Annotated in this window: 21 protein-coding genes and 1 riboswitch; of the genes, 14 read left to right on the top strand and 7 right to left on the bottom strand. The window is 66.7% G+C overall.

Features of this window, described 5'->3' with window-relative positions:
• From QUV35_RS15225 to atzF, 14 genes are all read left to right on the top strand, one after another.
• Complete coding sequence (locus QUV35_RS15225; RefSeq protein WP_300875870.1) at window positions 1-387, top strand: cupin domain-containing protein; 387 nt, start codon at window positions 1-3, stop codon at window positions 385-387.
• The gene (locus QUV35_RS15220) at window positions 387-1847 is read left to right on the top strand and encodes an aldehyde dehydrogenase family protein (RefSeq protein WP_300875867.1); all 1461 of its coding nucleotides are present in this window, start codon (window positions 387-389) and stop codon (window positions 1845-1847) included. The genes QUV35_RS15225 and QUV35_RS15220 overlap by 1 nt, the downstream gene beginning before the upstream one ends.
• Before the next feature lie 40 nt (window positions 1848-1887).
• Window positions 1888-3666, top strand: coding sequence for a thiamine pyrophosphate-binding protein (locus tag QUV35_RS15215; protein ID WP_300875864.1), 1779 nt, complete (start codon window positions 1888-1890; stop codon window positions 3664-3666).
• Between the two features lie 27 nt (window positions 3667-3693).
• Window positions 3694-4416 carry an SDR family oxidoreductase gene (locus tag QUV35_RS15210; protein ID WP_300875862.1) on the top strand — a complete coding sequence of 241 codons (723 nt, stop codon included), beginning with the start codon at window positions 3694-3696 and terminating at the stop codon, window positions 4414-4416.
• Between the two features lie 112 nt (window positions 4417-4528).
• Window positions 4529-5431 (top strand): sugar ABC transporter substrate-binding protein, encoded by a 903-nt coding sequence (locus tag QUV35_RS15205; protein ID WP_300875860.1) that lies wholly within the window; start codon window positions 4529-4531, stop codon window positions 5429-5431.
• Window positions 5428-6402: a tripartite tricarboxylate transporter substrate binding protein gene (locus QUV35_RS15200; RefSeq protein ID WP_300875858.1), complete on the top strand. Its 975-nt coding sequence runs from the start codon at window positions 5428-5430 to the stop codon at window positions 6400-6402. Before QUV35_RS15205 ends, QUV35_RS15200 begins: the two co-directional genes overlap by 4 nt.
• Window positions 6403-6430: 28 nt before the next feature.
• Complete coding sequence (locus QUV35_RS15195; RefSeq protein WP_300875855.1) at window positions 6431-7405, top strand: tripartite tricarboxylate transporter substrate binding protein; 975 nt, start codon at window positions 6431-6433, stop codon at window positions 7403-7405.
• A gap of 1 nt (window position 7406) precedes the next feature.
• A complete protein-coding gene (locus tag QUV35_RS15190; protein WP_300875853.1) occupies window positions 7407-8921 on the top strand; it encodes an FAD-dependent oxidoreductase in 1515 nt (504 codons plus the stop codon).
• Window positions 8922-9173: 252 nt separating this feature from the next.
• Window positions 9174-9286, top strand: a riboswitch (guanidine-I (ykkC/yxkD leader).
• Window positions 9287-9343: 57 nt separating this feature from the next.
• Window positions 9344-10201: an ABC transporter permease gene (locus QUV35_RS15185; RefSeq protein WP_300875851.1), complete on the top strand. Its 858-nt coding sequence runs from the start codon at window positions 9344-9346 to the stop codon at window positions 10199-10201.
• Window positions 10202-10346: 145 nt separating this feature from the next.
• Window positions 10347-11198: an ABC transporter ATP-binding protein gene (locus QUV35_RS15180; RefSeq protein ID WP_300875849.1), complete on the top strand. Its 852-nt coding sequence runs from the start codon at window positions 10347-10349 to the stop codon at window positions 11196-11198.
• A 284-nt stretch (window positions 11199-11482) separates the two neighbouring features.
• The gene (locus tag QUV35_RS15175) at window positions 11483-12181 is read left to right on the top strand and encodes an urea amidolyase associated protein UAAP1 (protein WP_300875939.1); all 699 of its coding nucleotides are present in this window, start codon (window positions 11483-11485) and stop codon (window positions 12179-12181) included.
• Between the two features lie 34 nt (window positions 12182-12215).
• On the top strand, window positions 12216-12860 hold the full coding sequence (locus QUV35_RS15170) for an urea amidolyase associated protein UAAP2 (protein ID WP_300875936.1): 645 nt from the start codon (window positions 12216-12218) through the stop codon (window positions 12858-12860).
• Between the two features lie 88 nt (window positions 12861-12948).
• Complete coding sequence (locus QUV35_RS15165; protein ID WP_300875847.1) at window positions 12949-16485, top strand: 5-oxoprolinase/urea amidolyase family protein; 3537 nt, start codon at window positions 12949-12951, stop codon at window positions 16483-16485.
• A 26-nt stretch (window positions 16486-16511) separates the two neighbouring features.
• Complete coding sequence (gene atzF / locus QUV35_RS15160; protein WP_300875845.1) at window positions 16512-18350, top strand: allophanate hydrolase; 1839 nt, start codon at window positions 16512-16514, stop codon at window positions 18348-18350.
• A 111-nt stretch (window positions 18351-18461) separates the two neighbouring features.
• On the opposite strand, the gene QUV35_RS15155 is transcribed toward atzF, so the two are convergent.
• The 7 genes from QUV35_RS15155 to QUV35_RS15125 form a co-directional block, all read right to left on the bottom strand.
• Entirely contained in the window at window positions 18462-19037 is a 576-nt protein-coding gene (locus QUV35_RS15155; protein ID WP_300875842.1) for a hypothetical protein, read from the bottom strand.
• A gap of 238 nt (window positions 19038-19275) precedes the next feature.
• Window positions 19276-19851 (bottom strand): hypothetical protein, encoded by a 576-nt coding sequence (locus QUV35_RS15150; RefSeq protein WP_300875839.1) that lies wholly within the window; start codon window positions 19849-19851, stop codon window positions 19276-19278.
• Window positions 19848-20024 (bottom strand): hypothetical protein, encoded by a 177-nt coding sequence (locus QUV35_RS15145; protein WP_300875836.1) that lies wholly within the window; start codon window positions 20022-20024, stop codon window positions 19848-19850. The genes QUV35_RS15150 and QUV35_RS15145 overlap by 4 nt, the downstream gene beginning before the upstream one ends.
• A 97-nt stretch (window positions 20025-20121) precedes the next feature.
• On the bottom strand, window positions 20122-20694 hold the full coding sequence (locus QUV35_RS15140) for a hypothetical protein (RefSeq protein WP_300875834.1): 573 nt from the start codon (window positions 20692-20694) through the stop codon (window positions 20122-20124).
• Window positions 20691-21206 (bottom strand): DUF637 domain-containing protein, encoded by a 516-nt coding sequence (locus QUV35_RS15135; RefSeq protein ID WP_300875934.1) that lies wholly within the window; start codon window positions 21204-21206, stop codon window positions 20691-20693. The genes QUV35_RS15140 and QUV35_RS15135 overlap by 4 nt, the downstream gene beginning before the upstream one ends.
• Window positions 21200-21652 (bottom strand): hypothetical protein, encoded by a 453-nt coding sequence (locus QUV35_RS15130; RefSeq protein WP_300875832.1) that lies wholly within the window; start codon window positions 21650-21652, stop codon window positions 21200-21202. Before QUV35_RS15130 ends, QUV35_RS15135 begins: the two co-directional genes overlap by 7 nt.
• The coding region (locus tag QUV35_RS15125) for a DUF637 domain-containing protein (protein ID WP_300875830.1) at window positions 21649-26715 on the bottom strand (5067 nt) is incomplete at its 5' end. The genes QUV35_RS15130 and QUV35_RS15125, both read right to left, overlap by 4 nt.

Here is a 26715-nt window from a genome sequence, read left to right as displayed (position 1 = left end):
ATGACCCAGAAACCAGAGCTCAGACTGCTGCTGGAGAAGATGGCCAACATGCCCTGGAAAGAATACCCGGGCCATTTTGGCGGCGCGCTGTCCAAGGAGCTCGCCGGGCCAGAAACCACGGGCAGCAAGCGGGTGGATTTCCGCATCTCGCGCTACGCGCCCGCCGCCTATGTGGGCGAGCATGTGCACAAGGTGCAGGAGCAGGTGTATTACGTTCTCGAAGGCGAGGGCATGCTCACGCTGGACGACACGAAGAACCTGATGCGCCCGCACGACTACGTGTTTGTGCCCCCCGGCGTGCGCCACAGCTTCACCAACACCGGCACACAGGGCCTGGTGTTTCTGGTGATCACCACACCGGCCAGCGACGACGAGGAGGTGCTGTGATGAACCGCCTGGCGACCGCCGTGCAGGGCACGGCAACCCCCACCATGCACCACCTGCTGATCGACGGCGAGCAAGTCCAGGGCGCGGGCGCACGCGTCGACGTGCTCGACAAGTTCCGCCTGCAGCCATTTGCCACCATCACCATCGCCGATGCCGCGCAGGTGCGCCACGCGGTGGATGTGGCACACGCCGCTTTCCACCGGGGCGCGCCCGTGGCTTACGAACGCGGGGTGGTGCTGGACCGCGCCGCGGCGCTCATGGAAACGCGGCTCGACGAGTTCGTGCGGACCATGCAGGCAGAAGCCGGCTTCACCCAATCCGATGCCACCGGCGAGGTTCGTCGCTGCATCCAGACGCTCAAGCTGTCGTCCGAGGAAGCGCGTCGCCTGGCCGGCGACGTGATTCCGCTGGCCGGTGCGCCCGGGCAGGCCGGGCGCCTGGGTTTCACCTTGCGCGTGCCGCTGGGCGTGGTGGCCGCCATCACGCCGTTCAACTCGCCGCTGAACACCGTCACGCACAAGGTGGCGCCAGCGCTGGCAGCGGGCAATGCGGTGATCCTCAAGCCGTCAACGCACACACCGCTCACGGCCATGCTGCTGGCGCAGGTGCTGCTGGACGCGGGCGTGCCGCCCGGCTTTCTGTGTGTGCTGCACGGCAGCGCCGAGGTGGTGAAGCACCTGCAGGACGACCCGCGCGTGCGCTTCTTCGCCTTCACCGGCAGCACCGAGGTGGGTCGTCAGATCCAGCAGGCCGCCGGCCTGCGGCGCACGCAGATGGAACTCGGCTCCATCGCCTGCACCATCGTCTGCGACGACGCCAACCTCGACATGGCGTTGCCCAAGATCGTCAACGCTGGTTACCGCAAGGCTGGCCAGGTCTGCACGTCGGTGCAGCTGCTGCTGGTGCACGAATCGCTGCAGGAGGCGGTGGAAACGCGCCTGACCAAGCTGGTGCAGGCGCTGGCCTACGGCGACCCGACAGACCCCAAGACCTTCGTTGGCCCGGTGATCAGCGAGCAAGCGGCGCGGCGCATCGAAGCCTGGGTGGCCGAGGCCGTGGCTGCCGGTGCGCAGTGCCTGGCGGGTGGCACGCGCGAGGGTGCGGTGGTGGCGCCCACGCTGCTCACGGGCATCGACGACCGCATGCAGGTTGGCTGCAGCGAAATCTTTGGCCCGGTGGTCTGCATCGTGCCGTTCAAATCGCTCGCGCAGGCGATCGACCGCGTCAACGCCACGCCCTTCGGCCTGGCCACCGGCCTCTTCACCAACCGCTTGGGCGATGCCTTCAACGCGGCCCTCAAACTGGAGGTGGGCGGTGTGCACATCAACGAGACCTCGAGCTCGCGCGTGGACTTGATGCCCTACGGCGGCTCCAAGGACAGCGGCTTCGGCCGGGAGGGCCCACGCTACGCGGTGCACGAGATGACCGAAGAGCGCGTCGTGACCTTCACCGTCGCATGAAACAAACCGATAAAAACCGACAACCGATGGAAAGCAAGAGATGCCCAAGATGAAAGGTGGCGAACTGATCGCCGAGTACCTGGTCCAGGAAAAGGTGCCGTATGTGTTCGGCATCTGCGGCCACGGAAACGTGGGCATTCTGGATGCCCTGTACGGCGTGAAGGACAAGATCCAGATGGTGTCGCCGCGCCACGAACAGTGCGCCGGCCACATGGCCGATGCTTACTTCCGCGTCAAGCACAAGCCGGTGGCCACGCTCACCTCCACCGGCCCTGGCTCGGCCAACATGGTGATGTCGCTGGCCACGGCGCTGTCGGACTCGTCGGCCTTCATGGCCATCACCTCCAACGTGCCGACCTCGCAGCACAACCGCGGGCCGTTCCAGGAGCTCTACAAACACAACCAGGCCGATTTCGCGCAGGTCATGCGCCCGGTGGTCAAACGTTCGTTCCAGCCTTCGCGCGTGGACATGCTGCCGCTGGCCTTGCGCCAGGCCATGGACACCATGGTCACCGGCCGGCCCGGCCCGGTGAACCTGGACATTCCGTACAACGTGTACCAGGAAGAAGCCGACGTGGAGCTGCCGCCGGCCTCCCACCTGCACTGCGCGCACCGCCCGGGTGCGAGCGACCTGGACGTGGCGGCCACGCTGGACCTGCTGGCCGCAGCACACAAGCCGGTGCTGTTCATCGGCCACGGCGCCACGCTGTCCGAAGCGGGGGCGGAGATCACCGCGCTGGCCGAACAGCTCGGCATTCCGGTCATCACCTCACCCAACGGCATGGGTTGCATCGCGGGCGACAACCCGCTCGCGCTGGGCTTCATCGGCCGCAACGGCGCCTACCCGGCCAACGAGGCGGGCCGCCGTGCCGACCTCGTGATCACGCTGGGCACGCGCTTCGACGACCGCAGCTCGTCCAGTTGGCACGACGGCTATTCGTGGAACTTCCCCACGACCCGGCTGGTGCATGTGGACATCGATCCACAGGAGCTTGGCCGCAACTATGCGCCCACGCTGGGCATCATTGCCGACATCCAGGTGTTCACGCGCCAGCTGCTCAACGCGCTGCCCGCACGTCCCGGCATCAACGCCGAGCGCTATGCGCCCTGGCTGGCCAACGTACAGGGCTGGCAGGCCGAATGGGAGGCATTTGTGCGCCCGCACTTCGGGGATTCGACCAACCCGTTGCGCCCCGAGTTCGTGGTGGGCACGCTGCAGCAGGTGCTGCCGGACGACGTCATCCTGGCACTCGATTCGGGCGTGCACCACAACTGGTTCATGCAGTTCTGGAAAGCCAAACGGCCACAGAGCATGTTGAACAGCTGGGGCTATTCCAGCATGGGCTTCGGCGTGTGTGGGGTGATGGGAGCAGCCCTGGCTGCGCCCGATCGGCCCTGCGTGGCCGTGGTGGGCGACGGTGGATTCACCATGGCGCCGTACGTGTTGTGCACGGCGGTTGAATACAACCTGCCGGTGGTGTGGATCGTCTGGAACAACTTCGCCTGGGGTGCGATTCGCGATCTGCAATACGGTCTCTTCGATGGCCGTGAGATCGGCACCGCCTTCTACCACGGTGAAACCGGCGCGCGCTACAACCCCGACTTCGCGGCCTGGGCACGCGCCTGCGGTGCGGACGGGTACACCGTCACGCGCCCGCAAGACCTGGGCGTCACGGTGCAGCAAGCGTTGAAGAACAAGCGACCCTGCGTGATCGACGTGCACGTGGACGCCGATGTGCGCCCGCCGTCCACCGGCACCTGGCAACTGCCACCTATTCCTTTCAAGGAACCCATCTACGGCAAGCCTTTCAAGGCCTGAGCCCATTTCACCGACCAAGGAATTTCCATGAGCAACAAGACGGCACTCGTTTTTGGTGGCACGCGCGGCATCGGCGCAGCCTGTGTGAGGACGCTGGCCGAGAGCGGCCATGACGTGGCATACACCTTCGTCAGTAGCGCACCCGATTTGCCCGAGACCATTGGCGGATCGCGAACGCGCGGCTACAGGGTGGACATCTGCGATGCGGCCCAGGTGGAGAAGGTGTTCGCCGACGCGGCGCATGACTTTGGCGGCGCCGTGCATTGCGTGCTGGCCAATGCCGGCATCAACGTGCCACCAGGCCCGCTCGCCCAGTTCGACCCTGCCAACTTCCGCAAGCTGGTCGAGGTCAACATCGTCGGCGCCTTCAACGTGCTCAGCGCAGCGGCGCGGCATGTGGCAGACGGGGGCAACATCATCGGCCTGACCACCTCGATGGTGCGCGTGGCCGTGCCGGGCGGCGGCCCCTACACGGCCAGCAAGGCGGCGGTGGAAAGCCTGCTTCGCTCGCTGTCGAAAGAACTGGCCGTGCGCAAGGTGCGCGTCAATGGCGTGGCCCCGGGGCCGGTGGACACGGACCTGTTCCGCGCCGGCAAGGACGACGCGGCCATCGCGCGCTCGGCCGGCATGAGCCCGTTCAACCGCGTGGGCCGACCTGAAGAGGTGGCCGAGGTGGTGGCCTTCCTCGCTTCGGACAAAGCGTCCTGGATCCATGGCCAGATCATTCAACCCAACGGCGGCATGGTCTGAAGGATGTGGACCGCACGGTCGCGCGCAGGGTGGCGCTCCCTGCCCCCCGAGGGGCCGCGTTTTTGCTTGGGACGGCACGGCAGCAACACCTGTTGGCTTTGACGAGGACACCATGAGACTCGCTGTTTTCACCAAAAACTTCAGCAACCCCGCGTATGGTGCGGCACGGCTCGGCGCCGAGCGGGCCGCCGCCGCACTGGGTGGCGTGGAGGTGCTGCACTTCGTACCCCGGACGCCCGACGACCCGGAACAGCAGAGCGCGCTGATCGAAGAGGCGCTGGCGCTGCGTCCTCTGCCAGATGCCTTCGTGCTCTCACCGGTGCACGCAACCAAAGTGAATCCTGCGATCCGTCGCGTGATCGAGGCCGGCATTCCCATGATCGGCTTTGTCAACCCGATCGATGCCGCACCCAGCGTGGCCTACGTGAGTTCGGACGATCATGCGCTGGCGATGGGGATTGCGCGCTACCTGTTCGAACACCTCGGCGGCACAGGCCGGGTGCTCATCGTCACCGGGCCTGCAGAGTCGTTCACCAGCAACGAACGCCTGCGCGGCTTCCGTGAGGCCGCCGCGACCTTCCCCGGTATCTCCGTGGTGGGCGTGATCGCGGGCGACTACGCTCGCGACACGGCACGCGAGCGGTCCGCGCAATGGCTGAGCGAACACGCCGAACTCGATGCCTGCCTGGTGGCCAACGACATCATGGCCGTGGGTGTGCTCGACGCACTCGATGCCGCCGGCCGCACCGCTGCGGTGGTCGGCGTCAACGCGATCCCGCAGGCCATCGAGGCCATCGCCGCCGGTCGCATGTTGGCCACGGCCGACTTCAACGCCATGCAGATGGCCTACCTCGCCGCCGAATGCGCCGTGCGTCACCTGCGCGGCGAGGCGGTGCCCGCCCACGTCGAGTTGCCGGTCCAGATCGTCGATGCCGGCAACTGTCGGCAATGGAACCTGCCGTACGCGCAGCGTCCCGTGATCACCCTCGAACAAACCACAAGGAGACAAGCATGAACAGACGTTCCCTCGGCCTCATCGGCCTGGCTGGCCTGCTTTCGCTGACCGGCACCACCGCGCTGGCGCAGCAGGACTTTCCCAACCGCACGGTGCGCATCGTGGCGCCGCTGGCTCCCGGTGGCGCGGTCGACATCCTCGCGCGCATCCTCGCGGAGCGGCTCGCGACGCAATACGGGCAACCGGTGATCGTCGAGAACCGGGCGGGTGCCAGTGGCCACGTGGGCGCGCAGTTCGTGGCCAGGTCGCCGGGTGACGGCTACACCCTCATGGTGGGCACCATCGGTATCCACGCCGCCTACGCCAGTTACCGCAAGCTCACCTACAACCCGGCCACCGAACTCCAGCCCATCGTGATCCTGGGTGAGGCGCCCAACGTCGTGGTTGTGCCGGCGAACTCGCCCTACAAAACCTTCAGCGACTTCCTCGCCGACGTCAAAGCCAACCCCGGAAAGATCAACTACGCCTCGGCTGGTGCGGGCACGTCGGTGCACATGGTCACCGCCTTGTTCGAGCTTGCCAGCGGCACGCGCATGGGTCATATTCCCTACAAGGGCAGCGGTCCGGCGCTGATCGACCTCATGGCTGGGCAGGTGCAGGTGATGTTCGACAACATGTCGTCTGCGATGCCGCATGTGCAGGGCGGCAAGCTGCGGGTGCTGGCCGTGACCGGCCCCAGGCGCGACCCCCGGTTGCCCGATGTGCCCACCATCGCCGAGTCCGGCGTGCCCGGCTACAGCGGCACCTCGTGGTTCACGTTTGCAGCGCCGGCCAGCATGCCGGGTGCGCTGGTCGACAAGCTCAACCAGGATGTGCAGCGCGTGCTGGCGTCGCCCGAGGTGGTGGCGCGCTACGACAAGCTGGGTCTCACTTACAAGCCCAACACGCCAGCCGAGGCCGCCGCCTTTTTCAAGAGCGAGACGGTCAAGTGGAACCGCGTGATCGAAGCAGCCAACCTGCAACTCGACTGATCCAGGCAACACAAACAGGAAACAAGACATGTTCAAGAATTCCGTCCTTCGATCGCTGCTGGCACTGGGCCTTTGCGCGGCAAGCCTCACCGCAACGGCGCAGGACGCATACCCCTCGCGCCCGGTCAAAATCGTCGTGCCTTACGCCGCTGGCGGCCCGGCCGACCTGCTCGCGCGCATGGTCGCCGAACGCTTGTCGCCTCGCCTCGGGCAGCCGGTGGTGGTGGAGAACAAACCCGGCTCTGGCGGACACCTTGGTGCTGAACAGGTCGCCAAAGGGCCGGCCGACGGCTACACGCTGGTGCTCGCCACCATCGCGCACAACGGCGCGGTCAAGCTCTACAACAATCTGCGCTACGACCCGGCAAAGGATCTGCAGCCCGTCATCCTGGTGGCCGAAAGCCCCAGCGTGTTGCTGGTGAACCAGTCCGTGCCGGCCAGGTCGGTCACGGAATTGCTGGCATTGGCACAAACCAGGCCCGGCCAGCTGAGCTACGGTTCGGCGGGCAACGGCTCGGCCATGCACATGGCGGCCGAGCTGTTCCGCTACATGACCAAGATCGACTACCTGCATGTGCCTTACCGCGGCGGCGCACCGGCCATGGCCGATCTGCTCGGCGGTCAGATCCATATCCTGTTTGAAAGCCTTGGCACGGCGCACCCGCACCTGAAAAGTGGCAAGGTGCGCGCCCTCGCCGTCACCGGCACACAGCGCGACCCGAGCCTGCCCGACGTGCCCACCGTGGCCGAAGCTGGCGTGGCGGGCTACGCCTCGGTGCCCTGGTACACCATTTCAGCGCCCAGCGGCGTGCCCTCGCCCATCGTGAACAAGCTCAACACCGAGATCAACGCGGTGCTCAAGGCGCCCGATTTGCTGGATCGCTGGGCGACGTTGGGTGTGAAGGCGCTGGGTGGCACACCTGAAGAGGCTGTCAAGCGCAACCAGGCCGAGACCACCAAGTGGAACGCCGTGATTGAGGCCGCCAACCTCAAGATCGATTGACGTGCCGCCGCGCGAACAGACCTTTGACGTGGTGGTGGTCGGCGGCGGCGGCGCTGGCCTGGCCGCCGCCGTTGAAGCCCGGGAGACCGGACGCAGCGTGGTGCTGCTCGAAAAAAATACCCAACTGGGCGGCTCCACAGCATGGTCCATCGGGTCGGTCACCTCCACCGGCACGCCGCACCAGCGCAAGCGCGGCATCACCGATTCGCCGGCCGACCACTGGGCCGACATGCCCGGCTTCGCTGGTGAACTGGCGGCGCGCGACAACGACGCACTGCGCCGCGTGCTGTGCGACGAGATCCCCGCCACCTTCCAGTGGCTGCTCGACTCGGGAGTGCGCTTCATGGGCCCCATGCCCGAGCCGCCGCATCGCAAACCACGCATGCACAACGTGTTGCCCAACTCGCGATCCTTCATCTACCACCTCACGCGACGTGCGCGCCGCGCCGGCGTGGACATCCGCACCGACGCTCGCGTGGTGTCCATCGTGCAGCAGGGCGGGCGTGTGGTCGCCGTTGAGGCCGAGTGCAGCGACGGCGCCTGTCGCTTCAACGCGCGGGGCGGAGTGGTGCTGGCCGCTGGTGACTTCACCAACGGCCCCGACTTCAAGGCGCGCTTCATGGGAGCTCAAGAAGCCAAGGTGGAAGGCGTCAACGTGACTGCCACGGGCGACGGCCAGCGCATGGCCGAGGCGCTGGGCGCACGCATCGTCAATGGCGACCTCGCGCTCGGTCCCGAGATCCGGTTCATGGCCCCCGCCAACGAAACCCTGGTGCGCCGCTTGCCACCCTGGCGATGGTTGGCGTTGACGATGGAATGGGCGCTGGATCACGTGCCACCGGTCATCCTGCGGCCGCTGATGATGAAGTTCCTCACCACCGCACTGGCTCCGTCCACAGGCTTGTTCGACGCCGGCGCGGTGTTGGTCAACCAGCGCGGCGAGCGCTTCGGTGACGAGCGCGACCGCCCGGCCTGGCGACTGCCTGACCAACCCGACAAGGTCGGCTACATACTGATCGACGCCGAACTGGCGCGGCGCTTCTCGGCCTGGCCGGACTTCGTGTCCACCGCCCCCGGTATTGCCTATGCCTACGTGCCCGACTACCGCCGCAACCGACCGGACGTGTACAACGAAGCCCCCACCATCGCCGGCCTGGCCGCGCGCCTGGGCATGGACGCAGCGGCGCTGACCCGCAGCGCGGCCGAGGGTGGCATACGGCCATTGGGCACTGGACCGTTTGCAGCGCTGGGCCCTGTGCGTTCCGTTTTTGTTCACAGCGAAGGCGGCCTGATGGTCGACAACAAGCACCGCGTGCTGGGGGCCGATGACCAACCCTTGCCAGGCCTCTACGCAGCGGGCTCGGCCGGCCAGGGCGGCCTGTTGCTCAAGGGACATGGCCACCACCTGGCTTGGGCTTTTGTTTCCGGGCGGCGCGCCGGCAGATTTGCAGCCGATGGCCAGGCAGCACAGCTCGACGAGCCGGATCGAACAGGCATCGATCAGACCTTCAAGTGACATTTCATCGTGGGTCCATCAGGCCCTTCGATGCTTGACGGCACAAGCAACCGGCCCTCCCTGGACCGTCAGCCGGGCTCTGCCGTGGATGCATTCGCCGCGTGTTTGCACCGACCGACACCGCCTGGCCCGTTCAAGCCCGTCAACCCGGACCTGGGCCTGTGGGCGGGGACTTGCCCATTCCTGTGGCGGCTGGCACCGAAGTTGCTAACTCACCCCGCAGAGAGGCGCTGTGCCCACACACACGCCAGCCTTGAAGACCGCTAGGGTTCCGGGCTCAGATCACTTGCCGGTCTGAGCCGTCTGGTCCGAGAGCAGTCGGCCACCATCGCGTGGTTCCACGGAGGGACAAAAGCCCGGGAGACGCTTGCGCTGCAAAGCCCATGCCTCTCCGCCTTTTGTCACCCGCCCAGGAGCCCCGCATGTCCTTGCCCCTTTCCCCTGCTGTCTCGGCGCCACGCGCTGCGGGCGCACCAACACGGCCCAGGAAACGCTCCCATCTGTTCACCGTGCGTGCCGGGATCTCGCGACGCACCTATTGGGTGCTTGCGCTCACCGGGCTGTTCACTCCTTTGGTGCTCTGGGCGGCGGTGGGCCTGTGGGGTGGCATCGATCCGGTGTTCATGCCGGCGCCCTTGCAGGTACTGGCCAAGACCTGGACCTGGGCCACCGAGCTCGGCCTGCTTGAGGACATGGGCATCAGCATCTACCGGGTGGTGGCGGGCTTTCTGCTCTCGGCGGTCATTGCCCTGCCCCTGGGCCTCTTGATCGGCTCGTTCCGTTCGGTGCAGGCGTTGCTGGAGCCGCTGACCGATTTCATCCGCTACATGCCGGCGGTCGCCTTCATTCCGCTGGTGATGCTGTGGGTGGGCATTGGCGAAGGCTCGAAGATCGCCATCATCTTCATCGGCACCTTTTTCCAGATGGTGCTGATGGTGGCCGAAGACGTGCGCCGCGTGCCGGCCGCGCAGGTCGAAGCGGCGCAGACCATGGGCGCCAACCGGCTGGAGCTGATCGAGAAAGTGATCTTTCAAAGCGCCAAGCCCGCCCTGCTCGACACCATGCGCATCACCATGGGCTGGGCCTGGACCTACCTGGTGGTGGCCGAACTGGTGGCCGCCAACTCCGGCCTGGGCTACGCCATCCTGCGCGCCCAGCGTTTCCTGCAGACCGACACCATCTTCGCCGGGATCATCGTCATCGGCCTCATCGGGCTGGTCACCGACCAGCTCTTTCGCTGGGGACACCGCCGCGCCTTCCCCTGGCTGTATTTGAAATGAACACCCCCTGCGCCGCTTCGCGTCTTCCCCCTCTCTGGCCTTCGGCCGCAGGGGGACCGCACCTGCGGCCTGGCGAAGCCAGTTCCGCGGTGCGCCCGACGGCGCTGCGTCAGGCGAAACGAAACCCAGCAAAGGCATTTTTTCCATGAGCACCGCCCACATTCCCCTGCCCAAGATCGCCATCCGCAGCCTCACCAAGCGCTTTGACGGTGCGACCATCAACGCGCTCGAAGGCATCAACCTCGACATCGCCGAGAACGAGTTCGTCACCTTCGTGGGCGCCTCGGGCTGCGGCAAGTCCACGCTGCTGCGCACCATTGGCGGGCTGGAGACACAGACCAGCGGCGACCTGCTGGTGGACGGCCACGCGGTCGACGGCCCGGGCATCGACCGCGCCATGGTGTTCCAGCACTACAGCCTCTACCCGTGGATGACGGTGATGGAGAACATCAAGTTCTGCCGCCAGCTCAAGGCCCACACCGACGGCCGCACCTCGGCCGACGTGGAAGCCGCCTCGGGCCGGGCCGACGCGCTGCTGCGCCTCATGGGCCTGCAGCCGGTGGCCGACGCCTGGCCCAACCAGCTCTCGGGCGGCATGCAGCAGCGCGTGGCGATTGCGCGTGCGCTCATGGGCAAGCCCGACGTGGTGCTGATGGACGAGCCCTTCGGCGCGCTCGACGCACAAACCCGCGAGGTGATGCACGACCTGATCCGCTACGTGCACAAGCTGGAGAAAGCCACCATCGTGTTCGTGACGCACGACGTGGAAGAAGCGCTGTACCTGGGTTCCCGCGTGGTGCTGATGGCGCCGCGCCCGGGGCGCATCGACACCATTTACGACGTGCCCTTCGGCGACCAGCGCGTGCAGGACCTGAAGCACGAGCCCGAGTTCGTGCGCCTCAAGCGCGACATCCTGGAACGCATCCGCGAGACCTCGGGCATGAAGACCGATCTGGAGCAGTTGCAACGCCTCTCGGGCGTGGGCGCGGAGAACTGAACCATGCGGTCTTCGTTCGCCCTGCGCCTGTCGAAGGGTTCACCAGCACCTTGGCGAGGGCTTCGACAGGCTCAGCCCTAACGGGAGTTGGCTCAGCCCGAACGGGAGTTGGCTCAGCCCGAACGAATTTCAATCAACCGGAGACAAGCATGAACCCGCAAGACATTGCAGACCCCCTGACCGTGGTGCCGCCCAACCCGCCGCTCGCCGCCCCGGTGGACGCCCCCGCGCTGTGGCAGCGCTTCCCCGCTGCCGCGCTCGAAGGGGTGGACACGGCGCGCGCCATGTGGAGCGAGGTGGTGCCCGGCGGCAGCCACTGGAGCTGGCGCATGCCGCGCGGCAGCGCGATCCGCTTCGTGGCGCTGGAAGCCGGGGCCAACCTGAGCCTGGTGCTCTACAGCGCCATGGAAAAGCTGGAGCGCTACAACATGCCCGACAGCCTGAAGGCGCAGCACACGGCGCACTACACACGCGGCCACGTGCTCATGAGCGACATGGGCCGCAGCATGGCCAGCTTCACCGCCGACAGCCTGGGCTGGCACGACCCGTTGGGCGCGCTGCTGGACAACGACCTGATGCTGCAGAAGTACGGCGAGAAGCGTTACGAGCATGCGCGCAACGCCATGCACCGATCCGGCAAGGACGGCCTGCTGATCGAGATCGGCAAACACGGCCTCACCCGGCGCGACCTGATTGCGCCGGTGAACCTCTTCAGCAAGGTGGGCGTGGACGCGCAGGGACGATTCGCCTTTGTGCCCGAACACGCGAAGGCCGGCGACTTTGTGGAACTGCGCTTCGACATGGACGTGATCCTGGCCCTGAGCACCGCGCCGCACGGCCTGGACACCGCGCCGGTGTATGCGCCGAAGAAGGTGGGTCTGCTGGCCTGGCGCTGCGGCGCTGCGCCGGCCAACGATGTGTGCCGCGCCTTCCGCCCCGAGAACGCGCGCGCCCTGCACAACACCGACATGCTGTACCTGTGAGGAGCACCTGACCATGAACACCACCGCCACCGACATCCGCATCCTGGAAAGCAAGCTGGACCCGGCCCAGGCCGTGATGAACCAGCGCCACCCCGCCGGTGAGCCCATCCTGTTTGAAGTGAAGCGCGGGCAGACGCTGCGCATCGTCGACCTCGAAGGCAACCAGGCCGCCGACGTGCTGTTCTACAACCGCCACGACCCGGCCGAGCACTACAGCGCCACCGACACCATGCAGCGCCAGGGTGGCATCTACCTCACCACCGGCTCGGTGATCCGCAGCAACGACGGACGCGCCATGCTCACCATCGTGGCCGACACCTGCGGCCGCCACGACACGCTCGGCGGCGCCTGCGCGGCCGAGAGCAACACGGTGCGCTACGCGCTGCAGAAGAAGTTCATGCACAGCTGCCGCGACAACTACCTGATCGCCCTGCAACACGCCGACGTGGGCCTGGGCAAACGCGACCTGGTGCCCAACATCAACTTCTTCATGAACGTGCCCGTGACGGACGACGGCGCGCTGAGTTTTGAAGACGGCGTGTCGGGCCCCGGCAAGTACGTGGAGATGCAGGCAGACATGGATGTGTGGGTGCTGATCAGCAACTGCCCGCAGCTCAACAACCCTTGCAACGCCTACAACCCCACGCCCATCCAGTTGCTGGTATGGGACCCCACCTGAACCTCTGCCGATGCGCGCAGCGGGACGACCCGCTGCCGCGAGACCCCTTCGCAGGACGGCCTGCCCTTTTCGATCCAAGGTTCCTCCCATGTTCAGCAAGGTCCTGATTGCCAACCGCGGCGCCATCGCCTGCCGCATCATCCGCACGCTCAAAACCCTGGGCGTGCAGAGCGTGGCCGTGTACTCCGAAGCCGACGCACAGGCCCGCCATGTGCGCGAGGCCGACGAAGCGCATCTGCTGGGCCCGGCGCCCGCGGCCGAAAGTTATTTGCGCGCCGAGCGCATCCTGCAGATCGCCAAAGACTGCGGTGCCCAGGCCATCCACCCCGGCTACGGTTTCCTCTCCGAGAACCCGGCGTTTGCCGAGGCGTGCGAAGCCGCGGGCATCGCCTTCATCGGCCCCACGCCCGGGCAGATGCGCGCCTTCGGCCTCAAGCACACCGCACGCGATCTGGCAGAGCAGCGTGGCGTGCCGCTGCTGCCCGGCTCGGGCCTGTTGACCGACCTTGCGCAAGCGCAGGGCGAGGCTGCGCGCGTGGGCTTTCCGGTGATGCTCAAGAGCACGGCGGGCGGTGGCGGCATCGGCATGCGGCTGGTGTGGAGCGCCGCCGAACTCGGCGAGGCGTTCGACTCGGTCGGGCGCATGGCGCAAGCCAACTTCAAGGACGCGGGCCTGTTCATCGAGAAGTACGTGGAGCAGGCGCGGCACATCGAGGTGCAGGTGTTCGGTGACGGCACGGGCGGCGTCATCGCGCTGGGCGAGCGCGACTGCTCGGTGCAGCGGCGCAACCAGAAGGTGATCGAAGAGACCCCGGCGCCCGGCCTGAGCGATGCCCAGCGCAGCGAGCTGCACGCCACCGCCGTGCGCCTGGCACAGGCGGTGAACTACCGGTCGGCCGGCACGGTGGAATTCGTGGTCGACGCGTCCACCGGTGCGTTCTACTTCCTCGAAGTGAACACGCGCCTGCAGGTGGAGCACGGCGTGACCGAGCAGGTGTGTGGTGTCGATCTGGTGGCCTGGATGCTGCGGCTCGCCGCTGGCGACCTGCCGCCCTTGCACTCGCTGCAACCCACGCCGCGCGGTGCGTCCATCCAGGTGCGGCTGTACGCCGAAGACCCGGCGAAGAACTTTCAGCCCAGCGCGGGCCTGCTCACCGAGGTGGTGTTCCCCACCGATGCGCCATGCCATGCGCGTGTGGACAGCTGGGTGGAGCGCGGCACCGAGGTGCCCGCCTGGTACGACCCGATGCTGGCCAAGCTGATCGTCACCGCCGACACGCGCGAGGCCGCCTTGATCAAGCTGGAAGAGGCGCTCGACGCCACGCGCCTGGCCGGCATCGAGACCAACCTGGGCTACCTGCGCCAGGTGGTGCGCGACCCGGTGTTCCGCGCCGGCAAACAGGTCACGCGTTTTCTCTCCACCTTCGCCTACCAGCCGGCCACCATCGACGTGATCGAGCCCGGCGTGCAGACCAGCGTGCAGGACTGGCCGGGCCGGCAAGGCTACTGGGACGTCGGCGTGCCGCCCAGCGGCCCCATGGACATGCGTGCGCACCGCGCGGCCAATGCGCTGGTGGGCAACGCCGCCGGCGCCGCCGCGCTCGAGATCACGCTGGCCGGTCCCACGCTGCGCTTCAACACGGCCACGGTGGTGGCCGTGACGGGTGCGCCCGCGAGGCTCACGCTGAACGGCGAGACCGTGCCGATGTGGCAGGCGATCGACGTGCCCGCCGGCGGCACACTGGCCGTGGGCCGCTGCGAACGCGGTGTGCGCCTGGCGCTGGCGGTGGCGGGCGGGCTCGATGTCCCGCTGTACCTGGGCAGCCGCAGCACCTTCACGCTGGGCCAGTTTGGCGGGCACGCGGGGCGGCATCTGCGCACGGGGGATGTGCTGCATCTCGCTGATCCCGTTGGGGCTGAACAAATCTCCGTTCGGGCTGAGCCTGTCGAAGCCCCCACCTACACGAACCACTGGGACATCAACGTGCTGTACGGTCCACACGGCGCGCCCGACTTCTTCACGCCCGAGGACATCACCCTGTTCTTCGGCACCGACTGGAAGATCCACCACAACAGCAGCCGCACCGGCGTTCGCCTGATCGGCCCCAAGCCGCAGTGGGCGCGCACCGACGGCGGCGAGGCCGGCCTGCATCCGTCGAACATCCACGACAACGCCTACGCCATCGGCGCGGTCGACTTCACCGGCGACATGCCGGTGATCCTCGGGCCCGACGGCCCCAGCCTCGGCGGCTTCGTGTGCCCGGCCGTGGTGCTGCACGACGAGTTGTGGAAGCTGGGCCAACTGCGGCCTGGCGACACGGTGCGCTTTCACCGGCAGGCCGGCTCACCAGCGAGCCCGGTGCTCGACGACCGGGCCGCTGATGACGACCGCCCGCGCCGCGTGATCCGCCAGGCGGGTGACCGGTATGTGCTGATCGAGTTCGGTCCGCTCACGCTCGACCTGGAACTGCGCATGCGCGTGCAGGCCCTGCTGCATGGCCTGAAGGCGCAACAGCTCAAGGGTGTGATCGACCTCACCCCGGGCATCCGTTCGCTGCAGGTGCACTTCGACCCGGCCCTGCTGCCGCGCGACGAACTGCTGCGCACGGTGAGCGAGGTGGACGACGCCTTGCCGCCGGTGGACGAGATGGTGGTGCCTTCGCGCACGGTGGTGCTGCCGCTGAGCTGGGACGACCCCCAGACGAAGCTGGCGATCGAGAAATACATGCAATCGGTGCGGCCGGACGCGCCCTGGTGCCCGAGCAACATCGAATTCATCCGCCGCATCAACGGTCTGGACTCGATCGAGGACGTGTTCAACATCGTGTTCGACGCGCGCTACCTGGTGCTCGGCCTGGGCGACGTGTACCTGGGCGCGCCGGTGGCCACACCGCTGGACCCGCGCCACCGCCTGGTGACCACCAAGTACAACCCCGCGCGCACCTGGACACCCGAGAACGCCGTGGGCATCGGCGGGGCTTACCTCTGCGTCTACGGCATGGAGGGCCCGGGCGGCTACCAGTTTGTGGGCCGCACGCTGCAGATGTGGAACCGCTGGCGCCATGGCACCCCGGGCAGCGCCTTCGAACAACCCTGGCTGCTGCGCTTCTTTGACCAGATCCGCTTCGAGCCGGTGAGCGAAGAGGCCCTCAAGACCATCCGGGCGAACTTTCCGCACGGCGGCTACGCATTGCGCACCGAAGACGGCACCTTCAGCCTGAAGGACTACCGGCGTTTCCTGGCCGACAACGCCGCGAGCATCGCCGGCTTCAAGGCACGGCAGCAGGCCGCATTCGAGGCCGAGCGTGAGCGCTGGGTGGCCGCGGGCCAGAACGACTTCAGCAGCGAGGACACGGCCGCCAGCGCCGGCGTGGCCGACGAGATCGACCTGCCCGAGGGCGGCCGCCTGCTGGCCACCAGCGTGCCGGGCAATGTCTGGCAGGTGGCGGTGAGCGTGGGCCAGCAGGTGCAGGCCGGCGATGTGCTGCTGGTGATCGAGTCCATGAAGATGGAATTCAACCTGCTCGCGCCGGCCAACGCCACGGTGCACAGCCTCATGTGCGCACAAGGGGGCTCGGTGTCGGCCGGGCAGAACGTGCTGGTGCTGATCGACGAAGCCATTTGATGTCAGAACAACAACGGAGTGATTCCATGTCCCTGAGCCAACTCTCTTTCGACCTCGCCAGCCTGCAGGCCGCCTACCGCAGCGGCACGACCGTGCGCGAGGTGATCGCCGAGGCGCTGGCACGCTGCCGCGCCGACACGCACCATGCGTTCATCCACGTGCTGTCCGATGCCGAAGCCGCACCCCTGGTGGCCCGGCTCGACGGCGTGGACCCGGCCAGCCTGCCACTGTTCGGTGTGCCCTTTGCGCTGAAGGACAACATCGACCTGGCGGGCATTCCCACCACCGCCGGCTGCCCTGAGTTTGCCTACACCCCCACCGGAAGCGCGTTCCTCGTCCAGCAGTTGATGGCGGCCGGCGCGGTGCCGGTGGGCAAGGCCAACCTCGACCAGTTCGCCACCGGCCTCAACGGCACGCGCTCTCCGTTCGGTGCCTGCAACAACGCGTTCGATCCGGACTTCATCTCGGGTGGCTCGAGCTCGGGATCGGCGGTGTCGGTGGCCAAGGGGTGTGTGTCGTTTTCGCTGGGCACCGACACCGCCGGCTCGGGCCGCGTGCCGGCCTCGTTCAACAACCTCGTGGGCCTCAAGCCCACGCTGGGCCTGCTCTCCGGCAGCGGCGTAGTGCCGGCCTGCCGTTCGCTGGACACGGTCTCCATCTTCGCGCTCACCGCGGCCGATGCGCAGGCCGTGCTGGGCGCGGCGGCGGCGTTCGACGCGGCCGATGCCTACAGCCGCGCGGCCCAGCCATTCGGCGTGGATTTTTCTGCGGGCCCGTTCCGGTTTGGCGTGCCGCGCGCGCAGGACCTGGAATTCTTCGGCAACGACGCTGCAGCAACGCTGTTCACCACCTCGGTGGAGCGCCTCAAGTCCCTGGGCGGCACACCGGTCGACGTGGACCTCACGCCGTTCCTGGAGGCTGCGCGCCTGCTCTACGACGGCCCCTGGGTGGCCGAGCGTTACGTGGCCATCCAGGACTTCATCAACGCGCAACCCGAGGCCGTGTTCCCCCCGGTGCGCACCATCATCGAAGGCGGCCGCAGCGTGAGTGGCGCCCAGGCCTTTGCCGCGAGCTACCGCCTGAAGGCCCTCAAGCGTGTGTGCGACGCCATCTGGCGCGATGTGGACTGCCTGCTCACGCCCACCGCCGGCACCCTCTACCGCATTGCCGAGATGCAGGCCGACCCGATCCAGCTCAATTCCAACCTGGGTCGCTACACCAACTTCATGAACCTGCTCGACTACAGCGCGGTGGCCGTGCCCTCGGGCTTCCTGGCCGACGGCCCGGCACAAGGCCTGCCATGGGGCGTGACGCTGGCCGCACCCGCGTTCAAGGACCTCGCCCTGCTGCGCCTGGCCGACCGGTTTCACCGCGCTCAGGATTTCAAGCTCGGCGCCACATCGGCACGATTGGCCCAGGCGCCTGCCTGCACCGGCCTGCCATCGGGCGAAGTGGGGGCCGCCGGCAGCGGCACCGTGCGCGTGGCCGTGTGCGGCGCCCACCTCTCGGGCCTGCCACTGAACCACCAGCTCACCAGCCGCGGCGCCCGCCTGGTGAGCAGCCCGCTGTCCGCCCCCGACTACCAGCTGCACGCACTCGCCGGCGGCCCGGTTCAGCGGCCCGGCATGGTGCGCGTGACCGAGGGCGGCGCGCCCATCGCGCTGGAAGTGTGGGAACTGCCCGCCACCCATTTCGGCAGCTTCGTCGCCGGCATCCCGGCGCCGCTGGGCATCGGCAAGGTGAAACTGGCCGACGGCAGCGAGGTGCCCGGCTTCATCTGCGAAGGCATCGGCATCACCGGCGCCACCGACATCACCCACTTCGGCGGGTGGCGGGCGTGGCTGGCGGCGGGCAGTCCGCGGTGAAAACGGGCCGATGACCGTTCCCTAGAACAGGTCGCCAGAGACGCCAAACCATCAAGGTTTGACACCACACGAGGCCGTTGCACATCGGTGAATGTGGTCGGCACCGGCGGGTCAGCAAGGAACACTGAACAACCCGTTGGTCAATTCGCCAGTTTCGGTGTTCAGCACGTAGAAACTCTCGGGCGGATGTTCCCTGGTGCCTACCAGCACACCGAACTGCACAATGGGGGGGTCGATGGGGTCGCCTCGCCGACCGATGGGCAAGGTTTGGTGAGTGATCGTGCGCGTGAAGGTCCGACCGATGACGCAATCCGCATTCCGTTCTGGTCCACTTGCGAAGCGCACTTGGCAACGCAAGCTGCCGTCCGCGTTGTAGATCGCGGCATTGTTGGGGCAGGGAAAGATATCGTTGCCGTCGGGGTGGGTGTAGCTGCCTGGCTTGAAGATGACAAGGACGCCGGTGCGGTCGGGGAGGATGCGAGCCGAGTCTTTGAACGGCATGCAAACGTAGCCGGCTTTGTCGGTAAGCCATTGACAGCTCAACGGGCGTGCAGGGTCCTTCAGTGCCCTAAGGCCTTCACTGTTTCCTTCGTCGGACAAGACGCCGCTGTCAAAGATGTACCGGAAGAGCTCGCCGTCTACTCCTTTCCACAGCACATAGGTCTGAAGAACGTTTGTGCTGTTCACGGTTGGATGCCTCCAGATCGAGTCAAATCGATCATGAACTTATCAGGAGCCAGAAAAGGCGGGGTTGCAAGAAACTGAACTTGATGCCCCCACCCGGAAGCAGTGCGCCTGTTTGTCTATCGAACATCCCATTCAATTTTCCTGCTGTTCCTCTGGGGTCCTTCAGGCGACAGGAATCTTTGACACAGGCTTGCACGTCGTGACCGGACATCGGTGAAGCCACTGACTGCTGCAATGCTCAGCAAGGAACACTGAACAACCCGTTGGTCAATTCGCCTGTTTCGGTGTTCAGCACGTAGAAACTCTCAGGCGGATGTTCCCTGGTGCCTACCAGCACACCGAACTGCACGATGGGGGGGTCGATGGGATCGCCTTGCCGACCAATGGGCAAGGTTTGGTGGGTGATCGTGCGCGTGAAGGTCTGACCAATGACGCAATCCGCGCTTCGTTCTGGTCCGCTTGCAAAGCGCACCTGACAACGCAGACTGCCGTCGGCGTTGAAGATGGCAGCGTTGTTGGGGCACGGGAAGACGTCGCTGCCATCGAGATGCGTATAGCGGCCGGGGTTGAAGATGACGAGGACACCGGTGCGGTCGGGGAGGATCCAGGCGAGTTCACAGAACGGTAGGGGAACGTATGCGCCATCCTCAAGAAGCAGACGTGTCTCGATTTCCCGTTTGGGTGGCTTCAAGGCGTGAACGGCAGCCCATCTCTTCTCACCTGGCTCACAGCTTCCATCGGTGGTCACCGATGCGCGTTCCCCGTCTGCCCCCTCCTTCAACAGCATCACCTGGGATATGGCCATGGCGTTCATTTCAACTCCCGAATGGTTTTGGGATTGAGCACAAAACTCAGAGACGACTTGAACGGCGATGCTGTAGCGCGAGGGTCGGCGTGTCGTCCGAGAGGAGCGCAGCTTCGCCACGGTCTCACTGGCCACTGCGCCACGTTCTTGGGAACGCCGGTGACGGGGTCGAGCAGGTTCATGTTGGTTTCCTTTGGGGTCTTTCATAAGACAGGAATCATTGGCGCAGGCGTGCACGTCGTGACCGGACATTGGTGAAGCCACTGACTTCTGCAATGCTCAGTAAGGAACACTGAACAACCCGTTGGTCAATTCGCCTGTTTCAGTGTTCAGCACATAGAAGCTCTCGGGCGGATGCTCCCTGGTGCCTACCAGCACACCGAACTGCACGATGGGAGGGTCGATGGGATCACCTCGCCGACCGATGGGCAGGGTTTGGTGGGTGATCGTGCGCGTGAATGTCCGATCGATAACGTAGGGCGCACTCCGTTCTGGTCCACTTGCGAAGCGCACTTGGCAACGCAAGCTGCCGTCCGCGTTGTAGATCGCGGCATTGTTGGGGCAGGGAAAGATATCGTTGCCGTCGGGGTGGGTGTAGCTGCCTGGCTTGAAGATGACAAGGACGCCGGTGCGGTTGGGCAGGATCCATGCGAAGTCGTTGAAGGGCAGTGTGATCAGCCGATCATCCTCAAGAAGGAGTTGCGTACTCACCGGTGTTGCCGGTTTCTTGAGCGAGTGCAGCTTCTCGCAGTTACCTTCGTCAGATCGGCCTCCTCGATCAACGATGTACTGGAGCTGTTCACCATCGGCCGCATGCCAGAGAAGGAACGTTTGTCGGATCTTGGTGGTCATGGCGCAAGCCTTCTTGAAGTGTTGATATCGATGACGAAGCTATTTGGCGAGGTCTGTGGAGTGACGTTCAAGAACTGAACCTGATGTCCCCCGCCAGGAAGGAAGAGGCTTGTCAACCGGTCATACATTAGGCCCACCTGACCCTCACGCAAGCCGACGCCGGGTTTGGCGCTGAACTCGACCACATACATCGGAGTGCCGTTGGTGCCTTTCCATTCGCTACTGATGGCCGCGCCGGCGCTTTGCTCGATCAGGGTCTTGCTGAGGTGGGCGGTGAAGCCGTCCTTGACGGTGATCCTGGCCAGCGGCTTGCCACCGAAGTGGATCTGGTTGCCCAGGCGGGTCACGGCGCTGGCGGTGAGCATGCCGGTGACGAGTTGCTTCACGCTGGCGCTCGACCCGAGGTCTTTGAACACGGCGCCCAGGTCGCCGTCGTGGTTCACGAAGCTCACCGCGGCGGTGCTGCAGCGCGAGGTGCGACGATTGGCTCGCGGAGATCTCAGTTTCACCATGGTCGCATGGGCCATTTGGTCACGTTGGTTGCGATGCCGGTGTCAGGGTCGAGGACGTAGAGCTGATAGGCAGAACCACGCAGCCAGACCTTGCAGCCAGGGACCCACTCGGATTGCAATGGCAAGGTCTCCATTTCAGTCTTGTTGTTGGACCCATCGGGGTACTCAAGCATGAACTCCGTGAACGGCTCGCGCGCTCCGTCATGACCCTCTTCCCGCGCAACGCGGTGAAGTACTTCCCACCAGTCCGGCGGGTGGTTGCTGTCGTCGCGCTTTACCTGCCACACGATCTGGCGCTGGGGGTTGAGGCGGTAGACGTTGTGATTGATGTCGTGGAGTGACAAGTCGGGCTCATCACCTGTTTTGCAGTACTGCAGAACCAGCAGATCGCCATCGGGCAAGTGCACGCGCTTCAACGGCCAACCCAACATTCGCTCAATTTTCATGGGAGAGGCCTCTCGTTGACGAACCAGTCTGATGGCAGCTTTCCTGTGTAGCGAATCTGAAACTGCACCCCGCCGCCCCCGCCGTTGTCCCCGGTGAACACGCCCTGCGAAGCATTCGGCGAGATGGCGCCCGCCACGCTGGCTTCGATTTTCACGCCGGATGGCAGTCGCACGTCGGTGATTTTGGTGGGCACTTGCGGCAGTGCGTATTTACTGGCGATCTGTTGCGGCGTGAGTCCCACTACGTCATCGGCGCGCATGATCCACGTCCCGCCTTGAGGGGAGTCACCTCCGAATACCCGTACGAACTTAGCCCCTTGTTCAATCTCAATCTCGACGATCGAGGATCCTGGAACAAACGGCGACCCGAATCCGCTGGCCTTTGCCGCAGCATTGGCTGCATCGGCGGGGCGCAGTCCTGTCACCCGGCTGCCCCAAGGCAAACTCATTGCGATCAGCTCATCCGCATGCCTCGCCGTCAGCTCGGCAGCTGGCGTCCACGATCCCAAGACGGACACGGGTCGAAGTGGATCGGCAATGCCGCCATCGGCGTAGTGATTATTCTTGATCCGCGCCTCGGCCAGCAGCTTGGCCTCGGCACTGCCCACCGGGGCGACAACGCCGTCGGCGAATCTGAGCAGCTTCTGCCCGCCCTGGACCACCACCTCGGCCAGCATCTTGCCCGGTGCGGTGAGCAGCAGCGCGCCCATGGCCACGTCTTCGGGCCCGGGCAGGGCAAACAGCAAACCTTGTGAGGTGCTTTGCGCCAGTTGAATGTGGAAGTTCTGGCGCAGCGCGGGGTTGGGTGTGACGGGGCCCACCGTGACCACATTCAAGTCGAACTCCCCGTTCGGGCTGTTGGCGTAGACGAACTGACCTGGCTGGCCGAGCACCGTGCTGCCCATGGCGCGTGCTTCGGCCGAGAGGCTGCTGCACAGCACTGGCGTGGCACCACCACACGCTTGCTGCAGTTCGCGGTCGCGTTCCCTGGAGGTTTGCACGAGGTCATCGCGGCGCGCACAGGCGCTGACATCGCCTGCACCGCATTCGCTGGCCGCGCGCTCGTACTGCTCCACCTCCGACAGGCGCAGCATGTTGGGGCGAACGTGGTTCAAATAGTTGTTCGCCGCCGCATTGCGCCCGGCCTGCGCGCCCAGGTTCACACCCACGCCACTTTCATCACCCGCCAGCACCCCGCCCAGGCCGCCCACGGCGGCGGCGAAGGCTTCGGTTTCTTCGCGGGGTTTGTGGCCGTTGGGGTCGAGCCAGGCGGCGGCGAGTTCGCCGAGCACGGCGCCGCTGGCGCCGGCGGCGCAGCCGCTCGATGCGTTTTGCACCGCTGCGCCCGCACAGCCCACCAGCGCATGCAGCAAGGCCTTGCCGGCCGGGTTGAGCACCGGCCGGCCGCTGCCGTCCTGCTGCAGGCCCAGGTCGCCGATGGCGTTGGCGCCCACGGCGGTGCTGCTGGTGATCAGGCTGTTGATGAGGGCGGCTTGCAGCGAGTCCTGCAGCGAAGCGCCGGTGATGGCGCTGTGGATGGCTGCGCCGGCGCTTTGCTCGATCAGGGTCTTGCTGAGGTGGGCGGTGAAGCCGTCCTTGACGGTGATCCTGGCCAGCGGCTTGCCACCGAAGTGGATCTGGTTGCCCAGGCGGGTCACGGCGCTGGCGGTGAGCATGCCGGTGACGAGTTGCTTCACGCTGGCGCTCGACCCGAGGTCTTTGAACACGGCGCCCAGGTCGCCGCCGTGGTTCACGAAGCTCACCGCGGCGGTGCTGGCCAGGCTGGTGAAGCCGGCGTTGAGGGCGGCGCCGGCGGCGGTGGTGGTGGTGACGCCGGCGGTGGTGGTGGCCAGCGTCACGCCACCAGCGGTGGTGGTTCCGGCGGCGGTGGTGGTGCCCACGATGCTGGTTCCCATGCCCAGCGTGAGGTAGCCCACCGCCAGCGACAGCAGGGCCGCGCCCGCGCCGGTGAGGCCTTGCTGCTCGTCGTGCCACTGCCGCTGGGCGAGCTCGATGGCCTGCCAGTCGATGTCGTCTCGCCCGGCCAGCTCGCCCAGGTAGGCCAGGCCGGGTTGCTGCACGAGCTGGCCGATCTGCTCGCGCAGCGGGCCCTGTGGCAGCTGCGCGCTGATGGCGAGGCCGGGGTCGAACCGAAGCTCGCCGTGCAGCTCGGTGGGCTTCAGGGTCTCGGTCTCGTGCCCGCGGCTGACGGTCTTTTGCCAGACGGCGGCGGTCACGGTCTTGCTCTGGTGGCTGTGAACGTCTTGATCGACGGCGCCACCGAGCAGCAACTCGCCCGCAGCGCCGGGCGCGGCGTGCTCGCTGCGGCTGAACCCGATGGCTGGCGCCTCAACCCGCGCACCGATGAGTTCGGTGCGCTCGCCCACGCCGATGCGCACGGCCTGGTCGGAGATGAGTTCGGTGCCGACGCTGGTGTTCTGAACCACGGTGTCGGTGCTCTCTCGCTTGCCCGCCGAGATGCCGGCCACGCGGCGCCGGGTCTGCACCTCCACCTGCGTGACGCTGCGGTCCTGGGTGGCCAGCAGCAGGGTCTGGTCGGTGCCTTCAACATGCACGCTGTCGCGTCCCTGGAGGTTCGCGCCCACCGTGACGACGTTGGTGCCGAGCACTTCCACGCTGCGGCCCTGCAGCTCGCTGGCTTGCGCCTGGGCGCTGCGGTGGGTGATTTGCGTGGTGGTGGTCTTGCTGGAGAAGGCGCCCCGGCTTTGGCTGCGGCGCGCTTCATCGAGCTCGAGCGTGGTGTCTCCCGCTTCCACCAGGTTGTTGCGCACGGCCACCGAGCTGAGCTCGCCTGCAGCCTGCACCTGCGCGGCGCGCGCGGTGATGTCCTGCCCGGCGCGCTGCACCACATCGCCACCGCCGCGGATGCTTGTGCCGGTCTCCCGGCGCTGGTCCACGCGCAGCCGGGTGTGGGCATTCCAGTGGATGTTGTCCTCGCTGCCGGTGGTGACGGTGCCCAGGCTCAGGTTGCGTCCGGCCAGCAGCACGGTGTCGCCGGTGCCGGCGTTCTCCAGCACAGCGGCTTTGAGCCGGATGTCGCGCCCGGCGTTGAGCACCAGCGTGGCGGCCTCGCCGCTGACATACAGCCCGGCCACGCGGTCGAGGGCGGTGCGCTCGAAGCGGCTGGCGCCCGCCGTGCTGCTCGCTGTGGTGGTGGTGCTGTCCACCACGATGTCGCGCCCCGCGTTGAGCCGCAGGGCGTCACGGGCATTGAGGCGGCCGCCGATGTTGGCGATGTCTTGCTGCGCGTCAAGATCCACCACCTGCGCCGAAACCTTGCCGCCCAGGTGGTGGATGTTCTGCGCGTCGATGCGCACCACACGCCGGCCAGACAGCTGGCCGCTGTTGATCGCATCACCGTCCAGCTCGAGCTGCAGCTCGCGCCCGGCCATCAGCGCCCCATCGGGGCTCAAGTCTGCGGCGCGTGGCAACAGGTAGACGCGCGGCACCAGGGCCTGTTGGGTCTGCCCGTCGGCCAGCGTGACGGTCTGTGTCTCCAGCCAGACGATGTCGCTGGTGAGCTGGGCCACCTGCGCGGCGGACAGCGACACGCCCGGGCGCAGCTGGTGCGCCTGGGCGAAGGTGACGCCGGCGCTCATGAGCGCGCGGAACTGGGCCTCGTCGCTGCTGAAGTCGCCCAGGAAGCGCTGCCCGGTGAGAGCGCCCAGCTGCTCGCGCACCAGGCGCTGCTCGATGAAGCCGTCTCCCAGGCGCTGGTGCACCGTGTCGGGGTCGGTGGCCAGCGCTTGCAGCATGAAGTCCGAGCTGAGCCACTGTCGATGGTCGGCAAAGCGCGGGTCGGTTTCCAGCAGGTGGCGTGCGGAGGGGTCGGCAACCGGTGCAAAGAGGGCGCCCGAGGGCAGGGCCAGTGCTGGAGACGGCGCCGTGCCGGTTTGTCCGATCAGCCGGGCCACGTTCAGATCGACCGAACTGACGTCGGCCGGCGGTGCATAAGGCGCCGACGCACTGGTGTCGCGGTACCAGCGTTTGGTGCCGAGCCTGAGCTTGCCGCCGCGGCGGCTGAAGACCCAACTGCTGTGCACCGTGCCGCTGTCCTGCACCACCCGCTCGCCGGGCGTGGCCCGGTTCACCAGCCTGTGCAGGTCGCCCCGCAGCGCGCCGCCGGCGACGATTTCGCTGTCGGCGTTGAGCAGATCCTGCCCTTGCAGCGACAGGTCACCGCCGGCGGTGATGCGTCCTGGCTCGCTGCGCACCACCTGCGTCTGGCTCACCGTGCGCTGGATGTCGAAGCGGCTCCAGTCGCGGATCACATGACTGGCGAAACCCTGGTTGTAGGCCTCGATGCGTGCGTCCAGCTCGGCGTACAGCGCCTCGGTCTGGCTGTCCCAGGTTTCCCAGGCGGTGCGGGCAGCCTGCGCGGCCCGGTGTTGGGCCAGTGCGGCCTGGTAGGCAAGCAGCGCTTGCTCGTGCGCGGCACGCTGTGCCGGGGTGGCCTGTGGCGCCAACACGGGCTGCTCAGGCAGCGGGGCCACAGGCTCGGGCAACGGGGGCTCGGGCGAAGGCGCAGCCAGCTTGAACCAGGCCCAGGCCGGGTCGTTGGCGGGGTAGTCGGCACCAGGCACACGAACGCAGCTCGCTTCGTTGTCCGGGTCGCTGCAGCTCACCTGGCCCAGCTCGGGAATGGGTGTCTTGCCCAGCACCGGCGCCACGCCGGCGTGGGGGTCGGGCGACGTGTCGTAGCGGTACTGACCGGCGCGCTGCCATGCCTCCCAGACCAGACGGCTGACCGGAACGCGCGCTGAGCTGCCGCTGGGCTGGATCAGGCTGAGCGCCGTCGGGCCCTCCACCGGAACGAGCCGGGTCTCGAAGTGGTCGTTGGCATTGACCAGCACCGGCGTGCGGAGGTCGAGCTGGCCCAGCGCCTCGATGCTGGCCGAGCGGTTCTCCAGCCGCTCGCTGGCTGAGAGCGCCATATCGCCCGCGCTCAGCAGCAAAGCCCCTTCGGTGTTGTGGATCGCGCCGGCGGCGATGGCCAGGGACTCGCGCGCCGCGATCACCGCACCGTCCTGGTTGCGCACGCC

The sequence above is a fragment of the Hydrogenophaga sp. genome, assembly GCF_030373225.1.
In the GTDB taxonomy this organism is placed as follows: domain Bacteria; phylum Pseudomonadota; class Gammaproteobacteria; order Burkholderiales; family Burkholderiaceae_C; genus Hydrogenophaga.
This window is presented reverse-complemented; position numbering and strand designations above follow the sequence as displayed.

Excerpts from the sequence above, each read along its gene's own strand:
- QUV35_RS15225 (WP_300875870.1), top strand. The coding sequence starts at position 1 with ATGACCCAGAAACCAGAGCTCAGACTGCTGCTGGAGAAGATGGCCAAC.
- QUV35_RS15220 (WP_300875867.1), top strand. The coding sequence starts at position 387 with ATGAACCGCCTGGCGACCGCCGTGCAGGGCACGGCAACCCCCACCATG.
- QUV35_RS15215 (WP_300875864.1), top strand. The coding sequence starts at position 1,888 with ATGCCCAAGATGAAAGGTGGCGAACTGATCGCCGAGTACCTGGTCCAG.
- QUV35_RS15210 (WP_300875862.1), top strand. The coding sequence starts at position 3,694 with ATGAGCAACAAGACGGCACTCGTTTTTGGTGGCACGCGCGGCATCGGC.
- QUV35_RS15205 (WP_300875860.1), top strand. The coding sequence starts at position 4,529 with ATGAGACTCGCTGTTTTCACCAAAAACTTCAGCAACCCCGCGTATGGT.
- QUV35_RS15200 (WP_300875858.1), top strand. The coding sequence starts at position 5,428 with ATGAACAGACGTTCCCTCGGCCTCATCGGCCTGGCTGGCCTGCTTTCG.
- QUV35_RS15195 (WP_300875855.1), top strand. The coding sequence starts at position 6,431 with ATGTTCAAGAATTCCGTCCTTCGATCGCTGCTGGCACTGGGCCTTTGC.
- QUV35_RS15185 (WP_300875851.1), top strand. The coding sequence starts at position 9,344 with ATGTCCTTGCCCCTTTCCCCTGCTGTCTCGGCGCCACGCGCTGCGGGC.
- QUV35_RS15180 (WP_300875849.1), top strand. The coding sequence starts at position 10,347 with ATGAGCACCGCCCACATTCCCCTGCCCAAGATCGCCATCCGCAGCCTC.
- QUV35_RS15175 (WP_300875939.1), top strand. The coding sequence starts at position 11,483 with ATGTGGAGCGAGGTGGTGCCCGGCGGCAGCCACTGGAGCTGGCGCATG.
- QUV35_RS15165 (WP_300875847.1), top strand. The coding sequence starts at position 12,949 with ATGTTCAGCAAGGTCCTGATTGCCAACCGCGGCGCCATCGCCTGCCGC.
- atzF (WP_300875845.1), top strand. The coding sequence starts at position 16,512 with ATGTCCCTGAGCCAACTCTCTTTCGACCTCGCCAGCCTGCAGGCCGCC.
- QUV35_RS15150 (WP_300875839.1), bottom strand. The coding sequence starts at position 19,851 with ATGAACGCCATGGCCATATCCCAGGTGATGCTGTTGAAGGAGGGGGCA.
- QUV35_RS15145 (WP_300875836.1), bottom strand. The coding sequence starts at position 20,024 with ATGAACCTGCTCGACCCCGTCACCGGCGTTCCCAAGAACGTGGCGCAG.
- QUV35_RS15140 (WP_300875834.1), bottom strand. The coding sequence starts at position 20,694 with ATGACCACCAAGATCCGACAAACGTTCCTTCTCTGGCATGCGGCCGAT.
- QUV35_RS15135 (WP_300875934.1), bottom strand. The coding sequence starts at position 21,206 with ATGGTGAAACTGAGATCTCCGCGAGCCAATCGTCGCACCTCGCGCTGC.
- QUV35_RS15130 (WP_300875832.1), bottom strand. The coding sequence starts at position 21,652 with ATGAAAATTGAGCGAATGTTGGGTTGGCCGTTGAAGCGCGTGCACTTG.